We start from the raw sequence: 12,038 nt of genomic DNA on the forward strand, positions 1-12,038 counted from the left end.
TGGCGTTGTTTTTGGTTTAAGCGGGTATAGTGCTTATATACAGTTATGAATAGCATAGTAACTTCATCATACCTAGCGCAATAATACCCTTAAATAAACGCAGCAGAATCTTAGTAATACTCTTATTTAAGAATAGTCTTTTCCCATCGAGTCGCTTTGCGGGTAAAAATATTATCAACACATATTTTATCCAACAAAAACTTATTTATGCTGAACAAAAGGTTCCGTAATAATTACTAAATTACTACATATTTTCTTTCTATATTTGCATTAAAAATTAGCTTTAACCTCGCTGTTGAATATTAGGTTGTAGCCTAGAGTAGAGTTATTAAATACAGTGGTTAAGATGGGGTAGGGGGAATTAATCGTCTGATTCTAATGTAGTCATTTTAGCAACAACCAGTACAAATAAGGGGCGAGTTAATCGCCCCTAGCATAACGTAAATCAAGCTAATGATTTTAATGAGCTATATTTACTAAAATTAAAAGTTAATACTAAAGTTAGCAAAAAAGCGTCGACCTATCGCATCATAAATAGCTTCATTACTACCACTAGCAGAAATATATGCTGGAGGTAACTTATCAGTTACATTGCGAAGGCCAAAATCTACACGCGCATTATCAAGTACATTGTAACTTGCTGAAATATCATGCGTGACTATAGAGCCAACGTAACCAGGCTGTAAATCCTCTTCGATATCTCCATCTGGTGATAAATCAAAGCGCGCAGAACGGTCAGTATAGCGAGTAGTCCAATTAAGCGTTAGATCGTTATATTTATACACAGCAGAGAAACGTGCTTGCCATTCTGGATCACCAACCTCACCGTCTTCAACATTTACTGTATCTGGGCGACTTTGAAATTCGAACACATCAAGCTCAAGAAGATGATTCACAAATAAATTGAACTTCAAATCACCTTCTAGTGAGTAATCAGTTAAGTTCATATCGTAATCAAAATCAGCTTCTATACCTCTTGTTGTTATTGAGGCTGCATTTAAATAACCTGAACGAACTAAAGTTATATCGTTGCTAGCTGAATCACGATCAACTTGCGAACAAAACGCCGCATCAGGACCACCCGCAGCATCAACACAGTTATCAATAACACTTTGTGCAGAAATGAAAGAAATTGCATCTTCTATTTCAATATCATAGTAATCAACAGTTAATGAAAAATTTTCAAAAAAGCTCGGAGTCCATACAACACCAGCAGTTAGCGATGTTGATGTTTCTGACTCTAGTTCAGGATTACCACCGCTAAGAACATCAATACTTACATTATCGTTAGCTTGAAAGCCTGCACCTATATTTAATGCCGCACAGTTAGCTGTTCTATTTGGGTTGTTATCTATACGATCTGCATCACAAGGATCTGCAATATTATCAAAACCAGGTGATACTGGATCGAAAGCTTCGGTAATGTTTGGTGCACGAACAGCTTGTCCATATGTACCACGTATACGAACATCATCTACTGGACGATATAGTAAGCCAACTTTCCATGCGTCAGCTGTACCAGCGTGAGAATAATCAGCCGTCCTGTATGCAGCATCAATACTTAACTCTTTTGCAAAAGAAACATCTGCTAATAAAGGTAAATTTACTTCAATAAATGCTTCAGTAACATCAAATTCACCATATGCATCAGGTGTGGCCGCATTTGATAAAAATCCTGCTTTTGTGAATTCATCAGTAATACTTTCTGAAGTCTCTTCTCTGTATTCAAAACCTGTGGCCAAACCAATTGCACCACCTTGAAGCTCAAAAAATTCACCTGTATCAAATGTTACACTACCACCAATAAATTCTTGGGTGATCGTATCTGTGCGTGTTACATCTGCTGATACATAATCTTTGGCAGCCGCTGATGCTTGATCAAAGCCAAAAGCATTATATGGCGTACAAGCATCACCATTTACACTAGCTGGATCGCTATAGCCTTCACCTTGTAAGCTAGGTACCTGACTACGACATGCAGCTTCACCTGTAGCAGGATCAATAACAGCATCAAGTGCCGCGACTAAATTATCTGGAATTAAATCGTTAAGTGTTTTACGTCGATTATCTGTTTGGCCGTAAACATAGTAAAAGTCATAGTCAAAATCTGTTTCACTTAGAGTAAAAAAGCCTTTAAACCCTGTAACAACGCGAAATAATTCTCGCTCATTGTCAGCACTACGATTTCCGAGTTCACCAAAAAACTTAGACATCGCAACGCTAGTCGTACCTTCGCTAAGTAATTGTTGGCGAAGATTACTATCTAAATATGGATTATCTGCAACATTAATCGAAATATCACCAAATTGAAATGAAGGTTGAAATTGTTGTTCAATTTCAGAGCGAACAAACTTAAAGTCGCTATAGAATGTATGATTATCAGTAAGGTTATAATTTAATGTCGAACCAAGTGTTAACTTTTCAAGCTCAGGTAATACGTTTTCATAATCTTGTGTATTAGCACAAAACTCACATCCATCAGGGAAGTTACCAAAAGCAAAACTTCCACTCGCTTCACGTGCAGGCATTAACTCTGCTACGCCACTATTATTAAAAGTATAGATACTTCCATCAGCGCCAAATGGGTTAATTACACCATTCTCACTTATTCTTTCCGAAAGCACATTCGGGACCGTAAGACGATCAGGGATACCATCATTTTCCCCAGTATTTAATGGGTTATCTACAGTACCGTAAGCATTTGTTTGGCGTAAGTCATTTGCCAAAACCTGGCGTACTCTATCTTGGCCTGCAAAGAAAGTAATGTTACCTTTACCACCCGCAATATCAGTACCTGCAACAACACTGAAACTATGATTTTCAGTACCAACCCCCTCCGTAGAGTTACCTACAGACGCATTAAACTGTAAACCGTCAAAATTATCTTTCAAAATAACATTAACTACACCAGATACCGCATCAGAACCATAGATAGCAGATGCACCACCCGTAATAATTTCTACTCTTTCTATTAAAGCTGAAGGTATCGTATTTAAATCTACTTGCGATGAACCTGGAGCACCTGCAACATGACGCTTACCATTTACTAAAACTAGTGTTCTTGCGGCCCCTAAACGTCTTAAGTCAGCAGAACTAACGCCTGCTGCTGCATTACTATCGTTATTGCCAACTAAGGTATCTGTTGCACCTATTGATGGTAATTCAGCTAAAATACTACCTAGATCTGGAGTACCGCCTTTAGCAATATCTTCCGCTGTAATTGTAACAATAGGCGCTGGTTGGGAAAGCTTTGCTTTGCTAATTCGAGAACCGGTTACTTGAATACGTTCAACCTTTTCAAGCTCTTCATCTTCTGCTGCAAAGCCTTGAAACGAAAATCCAGCCAGTATTGCACCACTTAGAGCAACGGTTAGTGACGATTTTTTGAATGACCGAGCACCTGTCTTGTTTATTTTTTTCATATTAACCCCCCTGAATTGTTATTTTTGTAACTAGTTGGTTACAAGAATTGCAACATTAAGGGGAATAAATATAAGACTCTACAAGGTTTATTCAGACGGCTTTTTATTTGGTGTAAAGGGCAGGTTTGGTGGGGTAAAAGACTTCTTGTTTTATTTTTATTAATAAAAAATAACTTTTGGTCACATATTTTCTCAAATACACGGTCTTTATTATTATAGACAGCAGGAGATACATTATAATGATTGCTTCGTTTCACGCATTAACACACATTAACACTTCAAAGTTTGCAACATTTTTAACACAGCATGCGCAAGCACATCGGCACTTTAATTCTCTACTGCACATATCTGATAAGCGTTTAGATCAAATAGATACTTTACAACATAATGTGCTATTTTATGAGCTAACTAACCTCTCTGATCCGACTCAAATAGTTCATTTAACTGAGCTTGCTAAAAAATTAAAGTTAGTGATTATTGCCCAGTCTAGGCACTTTGCAAACTTTGCCTTTGAAGTAGGAGCCGTGGACTTTTTAACAACTGATGCAACCACATCACGAGTAGAAAAGTGCTTCGAAAAGCTCATTCATCTTTGCCCAATAGCCAGTGCTGCTGAGCAAAAGTACCAGCAAAGTATTGATGAAGAACACGCTAAATTACCGTCGTCACATATCGTTGTTAAAGATGTAGGGAAAGTGCGTTTGATAGATATTAAAGACATTGTTTGGGTCAATGGTGCAGGAAATTACGTTGAGCTTCACTTTGCTGAGGGCACCTCCCCTATTTTACACCGTGAAACCATGAAAAATATTGAGCAGCAGTTAGAGCCAGAGGGGTTTATACGCATACATCGCTCTACGCTTGTCAGAAAACAAGCTATTACAGAGCTAATGCCAACTGATAGTGGCGATTACAAAGTAAAACTCAAAAACGATACTTACTTGAATTTATCAAGAAGGTATAAAGGTTGTTTAGAAAGTATAATAAGCCCCATGGTTTAGAAGCTTAATAATAGTGAAGTCACAACCAATATGTTTTTATATATTCATCGTCAGGGTGTTGATGTAAATAGCTTGCTGAATCTTTATAAAAGTTAACTTCAACATCACTGTTATTCCATACTTTTTCAAACATATCTCTAGCAATAATGTTGGCATATAAGTAGTCAACACGCTGGTAACCACGTTCTTTTACACTGGCAAAATAAGTCTCTAAGGAATCTAAGCTATCAAGTGTTAATAGTTCAAATTCTTTAAGATTTACCACAACAAATTTTACCGCACCTTTAGAGTGGGTACTCAACTCATGTACCACGCCATTTGTTAACGAGTTAATCCCTTCATTATTAAAGCTCCCCACTAACTTTAAATACATAGTGGGTGGTTGAGAACAAATATTAAACTCACCATGTGCTCCAAACATAAATTACCTTTTATATATCAGTACATGATTAAAGCTTAATACAATTTTTTAATTTTGCAGTTAATTTATAAGAGCAATAAAAAAAGCCATTTCGAGCGCTTTTTCTTCGAGGCTTTTGAAGCGACCCGATGCTCCGCCATGCCCTGCATCCATATCTGTTTTAAACACTAAAATATTATTATCGGTTTTAAGTTCACGCATTTTTGCCACCCATTTCATAGGTTCCCAATACTGTACTTGTGAGTCATGAAGGCCTGTTGTTATTAGCATATGCGGGTAGTTTTGCTCGCTAATATTATCGTACGGTGAGTAAGCTTCAATTATCTCGTAAAACGCAGGGTCGTTTGGGTTACCCCATTCGTCATACTCATTGGTGGTAAGCGGAATACTTTCATCAAGCATGGTTGTAAGCACATCCAAAAATGGAACATGGCAACCAACACCACAGTATAGCTCTGGAGCTTGGTTTACTACGGCTCCCATTAATAAGCCACCAGCACTTCCGCCTGATGCAAAAATTTTATTTTTATCACCATAACCTTGCGCTACTAATGCCTTAGTTACATCAATAAAATCGTTGAAGCTATTTTGCTTATGCTCTTTTTTACCTTGCTCATACCATTGGCGCCCCAGCATTTCTGAGCCTCTAACATGGGCAATTACATATACAACCCCACGATCGAGCAAGCTTAATGCTGTACTTGAAAAGCTTGGATCAATTGTATAACCATAAGCACCATAGCCGTATTGAAACAACGGGTTTGTTCCATCTTTTTTAAAGCTGTCTTTTTTATACACTATTGATGCAGGTACTTTAATACCGTCGCGTGCTGTTACCATTAATCGTTCAGATTCATAGTCATCGGCGTTGAAGCTACCTAGCACTTTTTGCTGTTTGAGTAATGTTTTAGCGCCGGTTGCTAAATCAACATCATACAAAGAACCTGGCGTTGTGAGGCTCGAATAATAAATACGCGCGCTTTTAGACTCAGGCTCTGGGTTCATCGCTACTGCGGCGTAATAACAAGGGTCATCAAACTCCAATGTCATACGCTCATTGCGCTTATTCACAACTACAAACCGAGCTTGCCCTTGCTCGCGCTCGCTCAGTACTAAAAAGTCGTTAAATAATTCAACACCCTCTAACAATACACTTTCGCGATGCGCCGTATGTTCTTGCCAACGTGCTTTATCCGCAATAGTTTGGCTAGTCGCCATCATTAATCTAAAGTTTTGAGCTTGCCAGTTAGTTACTATGTAAAAAGTATCGCCAAGTTTGTCTACATCAAACTCGTGACCCTCTTCGCGAGGCATTAATGCTTTAAACTCACCTTTTGGGTTATTAGCATCTAATACCCATGTATCGTTTGTTTCTGTACTCGCTAAATCAATAATAATTAAGCTTTCATCGCGGCTTTTACCAAGACCCATAAAAAAGCTACTGTCGTGCTCTTCGTAGACCATTACATCTTGAGTTTGTTTAGTACCCAGTTCGTGTCTAAACACCTGAAAACCTAATAGCGTTTGCAGGTCTTTTTTTACATAAAAAACAGTTTTATTATCGTTTGCCCAAACAATTTGCCCTTCGGTATTTTCAAGTACGTCATCAAGCATTTCATCTGTTAAAAGATTTTTAAAACGTACGGTGTAAATACGACGCCCTTCAGTATCTTCAGAATACGCCATAAGCTGCTCGCATGGGCTAAGGGCAACTTCACCTAATTCAAAAAACTCATAACCCGTAGCAAGCACATTTACATCTAACAGCAGACTTTTATTGTCTGTGCTCATGCTAGTGCTTCGGTAATGGCGAGAGTACTCATCATCACCGCGTACTTCTGAGTGATACCAGTAAGCGCCATCTTTTACAGGTACTGTATTGTCATCTTTTACTATGCGCCCTTTCAGCTCTTCAAAAATAGCTTCTTGCAGTGGCTTCATTGGCGCTAGTTGTGCAGCGCAATAGGTGTTTTCTGCTTTTAGGTGCGCTAATACATCTTCGTTTTGACGCTCATCGTCACGCATCCAATAATAATTATCGACCCGCGCTTTATTGTGGGTAGTTAATGTATAAGCTTGCTTTTTAGCAACAGGGAAATCAGGCAATAAACTTAAAGAGTAATCAGGACGAGGCACAAAATAACCAATATAAAAAATAACAATGTGGTCAGTTTAACATAAAAATAAAAAAGCCCACCCAATACTTGGGTGGGCTAAAACGGTAAACGCTTCATCACTAAAACCGTTATACCTTTGGGAAGATAGTCTATTTAGTACACTTAATTAACAGGGTACTTTTTGCCAAGCCATAGCCCAGCTTTTGCCTACACCAGGTTCAAACATAGGTTTTTCATCATCGCTTGCACGGCAAAACTCATTAAATGGCCATGGCTTGCATTGATAAACATACCCTGTTTTAGGTTGTAGTACCTTTGTACCAGCACTGTAGTTATTAATATGTTCTGGGTATATATAATCATATTGCTGGCTGCACTTTTCAGGGCGTTCATGGCACTTAGCAATGCAATGAAAATTAACTTCAGCTTTGCAAATACCACTTGTTTCTAAAGCAAATATTTTATTATGCCGATACGCTACAACCAAACCTTGTTCAGTCATTCGCCCTGCGCTTACTAAAGGTACATGCACGTTTATATACTCGGCGATTAAACGTGGCCAAGCATGCGGTTCACCTTCTTCGCAAGAGATAATTTTATAATCAAACGATAAATCAACGAGCACTCCTTGCATGTCGTAAAAAGTTACACTCACCACGTCGCCAATAAATAATTGGGTATGATGATTTAAGCAACCTATTACTGACCACGTTCCACAGGCCAGCGTCGTATGCATAAACACAGCAACACCTTAGAGTCACAAAAATTTATCCATGGTATATGGATACACAATAAATATATTGAGGGCAAGAGATACACGATAATACACAGTGCAGCAGTCCCGCTATCGTAGTTTTACAAGTAAAACCTTAGACCGGAAACTTTGCGTCCTAACCTTTAGGTTAGTTTGCCAACAACTCGGCGATTATAATTAGCCACCGCACAACAATCAAACAAAAGAATGTAACCGAGACAAAAAAACAACCCTTTAAGATTATTTTTAATCCATTTATTAGCTAAATAAATAATTTAACGGCTCTTTGGCCCAACTAAATGCTAGCACCGCTAATAGCCCTAAAAAGATCACCCACGCAGGCCAAGATGATTTAATAAGCTTTGTTTGTGCATTTTCATCACCAAGTTCTTTAGTACCTGTAACCATTGCTTTAACAAGTGGCTTACCTTTAAATTTATATACAATAATAGCCAGCATATGCAAACCAATAGCGTATAACAAAATGTCAAAATTAAGGTGGTGTAGCCAATTAGCAAAATCTACGGTATCGCTCGATACATACTCAACTAATGGGCCGTCTGTTAAAATACCATCACTGCTCATTAGCCCTGTTAAAAGCTGAGTACTAATAAGTATAAAAAACAAAATTATCATGTAGCTGCCCTGCGCAGAGTGCCCAGGTGCATCTGTAGGGGTTTTAATTGCGCTAATTACCGACTTTGGTGAATGTATTAGCGCACTAATTTTTGCTGTTTTACTGCCAAACACTCCCCAAATAAAACGGGTAACAATAAGTGCAAGCGTAAAAAAGCCCATTACAAAATGTAGCTCAATCATGCCCTCTTCGGCACTAAAATATAACGCAGCAATACTCATTACTAATAACCAATGAAAGCTTCTAATAAAGCTATCCCAAACCTGTACTTTTGACATTGCGCCCACCCTAAATAAAACAGTACTATTTAATATGTTATCTACTTTAACATCATCATATTAAGGTATCCTTATGAGTCATTCTACAAGTCATATGAGTAAAAACCATGCAAGGAACTAAAAAAGCTATTTTAAAGGGCTTTTTAGATATGCTACCACTTTGTTTAGCGGTTATTCCGTGGGGTATTTTGTGTGGTTCTTTAGCTATTCAAAATGGCTTTAGCGCTTTTGAAACCCAAGCTATGTCACTTTTGGTTTTTGCAGGCTCTGCGCAATTAGTCGCTATAGAGCTTATGGCGGGTAATACTCCGCTACTCACTATTTTATTTACTACGTTTATTATCAGCTCTCGTCATTTTTTGTATGGTCTCGCTGTTCGTCATAAAGTCATTGATAAACCCATGCGCTGGCGCTTACCGATAAGCTTTGTATTGACCGACGAGCTATTTGCTTTTTCGCACCATCGCAAAGCATATAGAACAAAAATAAGGTTAATATACGCACTTAGTGCCGGGTTTAGCTTTTATATAGCTTGGAACTTGTGGACTCTCATTGGTATTGTGGCGGGCTCTATGCTGCCTGACTTAACCAATCTAGGGCTAGACTTTGCAATTGCAGCTACGTTTATAGCGTTAGTTATTCCAGGTGTTAAAAACTTAGCCACCTTAGTCACCGTGATAGTCGCGGGTATAAGCGCAACTCTATTAAAAAGCACAGGGTTTGAGCTGTGGTTAGTATGCTCGGCTTTACTTGCTATGTGCGCAGGGTACTTCACATCAAGAATAACCACAAAGAAGGACGCGCACTAATGATGATCACAATATTACTTATGGCGTGTATTACCTTTTTTACGCGTTACTTATTTTTGCACCGTGCATTACCATTTAAGGTGGGCCCCAAGATGCAGCAATTTTTAAGCTTTAGTGCCCCAGCCGTACTGACAGCTATTTGGGTCCCTATTGTATTTTTAAATAAAGAGGGTATTAACCTTAATTGGCAAAATCCCTATTTAAGCGCGGCTATTGTGGCCGTTATTGTGGCTTACAAAACACATAACATTTATTACACCACCCTTGCAGGAATGGGTCTTTTTTTAATACTTAATTAGGGCATGTTGATCGTCCCTAGAAAGAGCTAAAGGGCAGCGCATGTTTGGTATTTATGCCGCGTTATAGCTTATTCATAGAGAATAACCACACTACATAGGCTAAGCCTTGCTTACAAACAAACATACTGATGCAAATTTACCCACAAAAGTTCAACATGCCCTAAGCAACCCTACATTTATTAATAGATTTTTGTTACTGCAGTGAAACTTTATACTTTTCGATATATGCATCAGCGAGTAGAATGCTTGAAACAATAATAATAAGCGTCAATCATGCACGAATTTTATCAATTAAGCGCAACTAGCTTGCAAGGCCAGCCCATTAACTTTAGTGATTTTAAGGGGAAGGTTGTACTTATCGTAAATACCGCCAGTAAGTGTGGGTTTACCTACCAGTATGAGTCTCTTCAGGCCTTACACAATAAATATGCAAGCCAAGGTTTGGTTATTTTGGGTTTTCCGTGTAATCAGTTTGGCCAGCAAGAGCCTGGCGAGGCCACCCAAATAGAGCAAGGCTGTTTAATTAACTACGGTGTTAGTTTTTTAATGTCGGCCAAAGTCGATGTAAACGGTGAGCATGCCCATCCTATTTTTCGTTATCTAAAATCAGCATTGCCTGGTTTTTTAACACGTAAAATAAAATGGAACTTCACTAAGTTTTTAATAGCGGCCGATGGCACACCGATAAAACGCTACGCTCCTTTTACTAAGCCTGAAAAGCTAGAAATAACTATTCAAAAAGCACTTAAAAACAGTACGGCATAAAATTAATAAAGAGGCGTATAGCCTCTTTATTGCCAGTTAAAACTAAGCGTTAAACATGTTTATAACCACACGTATAAATACCTAAACAAAACTGGCGATGTATTTTTACTAGTATAATTTACTCTATGTAATCGCTTAAATCGTCTTCGCCTAGGTTTTTACGCAAACGTTTTTGTTCAAGATAGTCTTCCAACTTTTTCTTAACTTTTTGCTTGTTTTTATCATGTTGATTACGCCCGACCATTTCGTATTCGTCTTCAACAAAATCATCATCTAGCGCATCGTAACTAAATGTCTTACCCACAACCCACTCCATAAAGTGTTTGAGACCAATTAAGGATTTTATAATCGCAATAATTGGTGAAATTAAAAATGTTCAGTACTAAATATGATTTACAAATTAGTACCAAAATAAAGCCATGTAGCTATCGTAAATAGTCTTCATGTCAGTATTGTGAATAAATAGCGCTAAATTCGAATTGAGGAAAGTGAGAGTTTTTTATCGTATCGATAAATAAAATTTATCACTTTTTATTTTTTAGCCAATTTGACTAAAAAATAGTTATTTACTTAATGAAAGAATCATTATCAAGCCGCCCACAAACACTTAACCTATTGTTTAAAATAAATAAATAAAACTGGCACCAAACTTGTTATTAGTTAATCGTCATCAACAAAAAAGTAGAGAACAAACATGAAAAAATTACTATTAGTAAGTGCTTTAATTTGTACACCCGCTGCAATGGCTCACAACGATAACGATTCTGCAATTTCATTTAGTAATGAACAGTGCAATGTTGAATTTAAAAATGATGTACGTATTAAGCCAAACGAACTAGAAATTTTTACAGCTAATAATCGCACCATGCAGTTCACTACTGACGGCGATTTAACTATAAACGGTGAGTTAATTAACCTTAGTAGCAACCAACGCGCAGCGTTAGACACCTACTCTGATAGCTTACGCACTCAATTACCTGAAGTAGCGAATATAGCTTTAGAAGGCGTTAAAATTGCAGGTGTTGCACTCGCTGAAGTAGGCAACGCATTTAATATTAATGGCTTAGATAATATGTCTGAACTAATGGACGATATTAAAGTGGAAGTAGAAAACACTTTTTATCAGCAAGGCACCTTTGTTATGGGCCAGCAAAGCTTTAATCAGTTTGGTGAAAACTTTGAGCAGCAATTCGAAAATCAAATAGAAACGGCTGTTGAGTCTGCAGTTATGCAATCAATGGGCAGCATTTTAGTTGCACTAGGCTCTGAATTATTAGGCTCAGGTGGTGATATGGAAGCATTTGAGCAGCGCATGGAAAGTATGGGCGCACAAATAGAAGAAAAAGTAGAACTACATGCTAATGCACTTGAAGAACGTGCTAACGATTTATGTGGTAATTTTGCCGACATTGCTAAGCAAGAAGAGCAATTAGTAGCACAGTTACCTGCGCTTCAAGGCTATGAGTTATTTACAATTAAGCCAACTAAGTAACCCAAGTAACTATATTTAACATCCCTTTAGCAGCATTTAAGGT

11 protein-coding genes and 1 riboswitch are annotated in these 12,038 nt (G+C 37.9%); of the genes, 5 read left to right on the top strand and 6 right to left on the bottom strand.

Annotated features, from left to right (window positions below; translation table 11 throughout):
• Positions 1–482: 482 nt before the first annotated feature.
• Entirely contained in the window at positions 483–3,422 is a 2,940-nt protein-coding gene (locus J8L71_RS16855) for a TonB-dependent receptor (RefSeq protein WP_211001557.1), read from the bottom strand.
• Between the two features lie 239 nt (positions 3,423–3,661).
• On the opposite strand from J8L71_RS16855, the gene J8L71_RS16860 reads away from it, so the two are divergent.
• On the top strand, positions 3,662–4,423 hold the full coding sequence (locus J8L71_RS16860) for a response regulator transcription factor (RefSeq protein ID WP_211001558.1): 762 nt from the start codon (positions 3,662–3,664) through the stop codon (positions 4,421–4,423).
• Positions 4,424–4,442: 19 nt separating this feature from the next.
• Here the strand turns inward: J8L71_RS16860 and J8L71_RS16865 are convergent, their stop codons facing one another.
• From J8L71_RS16865 to J8L71_RS16880, 4 genes are all read right to left on the bottom strand, one after another.
• The gene (locus tag J8L71_RS16865; protein WP_211001559.1) at positions 4,443–4,844 is read right to left on the bottom strand and encodes a hypothetical protein; all 402 of its coding nucleotides are present in this window, start codon (positions 4,842–4,844) and stop codon (positions 4,443–4,445) included.
• Between the two features lie 60 nt (positions 4,845–4,904).
• Positions 4,905–6,980, bottom strand: a complete 2,076-nt coding sequence (locus tag J8L71_RS16870; protein ID WP_211001560.1) for a S9 family peptidase — start codon at positions 6,978–6,980, stop codon at positions 4,905–4,907.
• 147 nt (positions 6,981–7,127) lie between these two features.
• Positions 7,128–7,697, bottom strand: coding sequence for a chitin-binding protein (locus tag J8L71_RS16875; RefSeq protein WP_211001561.1), 570 nt, complete (start codon positions 7,695–7,697; stop codon positions 7,128–7,130).
• Positions 7,698–7,792: 95 nt separating this feature from the next.
• A riboswitch (cyclic di-GMP riboswitch) is annotated at positions 7,793–7,883 on the bottom strand.
• 90 nt (positions 7,884–7,973) lie between these two features.
• Positions 7,974–8,630, bottom strand: coding sequence for a cytochrome b/b6 domain-containing protein (locus J8L71_RS16880; protein ID WP_211001562.1), 657 nt, complete (start codon positions 8,628–8,630; stop codon positions 7,974–7,976).
• A 107-nt stretch (positions 8,631–8,737) separates the two neighbouring features.
• Here J8L71_RS16880 and J8L71_RS16885 point away from each other — a divergent pair, with 107 nt between their 5' ends.
• The 3 genes from J8L71_RS16885 (at position 8,738) to J8L71_RS16895 (ending at position 10,503) form a co-directional block, all read left to right on the top strand.
• Positions 8,738–9,439 carry an AzlC family ABC transporter permease gene (locus J8L71_RS16885; protein WP_211001563.1) on the top strand — a complete coding sequence of 234 codons (702 nt, stop codon included), beginning with the start codon at positions 8,738–8,740 and terminating at the stop codon, positions 9,437–9,439.
• On the top strand, positions 9,439–9,738 hold the full coding sequence (locus tag J8L71_RS16890) for an AzlD domain-containing protein (protein ID WP_211001564.1): 300 nt from the start codon (positions 9,439–9,441) through the stop codon (positions 9,736–9,738). Before J8L71_RS16885 ends, J8L71_RS16890 begins: the two co-directional genes overlap by 1 nt.
• Before the next feature lie 273 nt (positions 9,739–10,011).
• Positions 10,012–10,503, top strand: a complete 492-nt coding sequence (locus tag J8L71_RS16895; protein ID WP_211001565.1) for a glutathione peroxidase — start codon at positions 10,012–10,014, stop codon at positions 10,501–10,503.
• A gap of 118 nt (positions 10,504–10,621) precedes the next feature.
• On the opposite strand, the gene J8L71_RS16900 is transcribed toward J8L71_RS16895, so the two are convergent.
• A complete protein-coding gene (locus tag J8L71_RS16900) occupies positions 10,622–10,807 on the bottom strand; it encodes a hypothetical protein (RefSeq protein ID WP_082660591.1) in 186 nt (61 codons plus the stop codon).
• Between the two features lie 390 nt (positions 10,808–11,197).
• Here J8L71_RS16900 and J8L71_RS16905 point away from each other — a divergent pair, with 390 nt between their 5' ends.
• Positions 11,198–11,995, top strand: a complete 798-nt coding sequence (locus J8L71_RS16905; protein ID WP_211001566.1) for a YggN family protein — start codon at positions 11,198–11,200, stop codon at positions 11,993–11,995.
• Positions 11,996–12,038 lie beyond the last annotated feature (43 nt).

It is taken from the genome of Pseudoalteromonas sp. MMG007, assembly GCF_018100985.1.
In the GTDB taxonomy this organism is placed as follows: Bacteria; Pseudomonadota; Gammaproteobacteria; order Enterobacterales; family Alteromonadaceae; genus Pseudoalteromonas.

Coding starts and splice junctions, on each gene's coding strand:
- J8L71_RS16895 (WP_211001565.1), top strand. CDS start 10,012: ATGCACGAATTTTATCAATTAAGCGCAACTAGCTTGCAAGGCCAGCCC.
- J8L71_RS16890 (WP_211001564.1), top strand. CDS start 9,439: ATGATGATCACAATATTACTTATGGCGTGTATTACCTTTTTTACGCGT.
- J8L71_RS16865 (WP_211001559.1), bottom strand. CDS start 4,844: ATGTTTGGAGCACATGGTGAGTTTAATATTTGTTCTCAACCACCCACT.
- J8L71_RS16855 (WP_211001557.1), bottom strand. CDS start 3,422: ATGAAAAAAATAAACAAGACAGGTGCTCGGTCATTCAAAAAATCGTCA.
- J8L71_RS16880 (WP_211001562.1), bottom strand. CDS start 8,630: ATGTCAAAAGTACAGGTTTGGGATAGCTTTATTAGAAGCTTTCATTGG.
- J8L71_RS16905 (WP_211001566.1), top strand. CDS start 11,198: ATGAAAAAATTACTATTAGTAAGTGCTTTAATTTGTACACCCGCTGCA.
- J8L71_RS16875 (WP_211001561.1), bottom strand. CDS start 7,697: ATGCATACGACGCTGGCCTGTGGAACGTGGTCAGTAATAGGTTGCTTA.
- J8L71_RS16885 (WP_211001563.1), top strand. CDS start 8,738: ATGCAAGGAACTAAAAAAGCTATTTTAAAGGGCTTTTTAGATATGCTA.
- J8L71_RS16860 (WP_211001558.1), top strand. CDS start 3,662: ATGATTGCTTCGTTTCACGCATTAACACACATTAACACTTCAAAGTTT.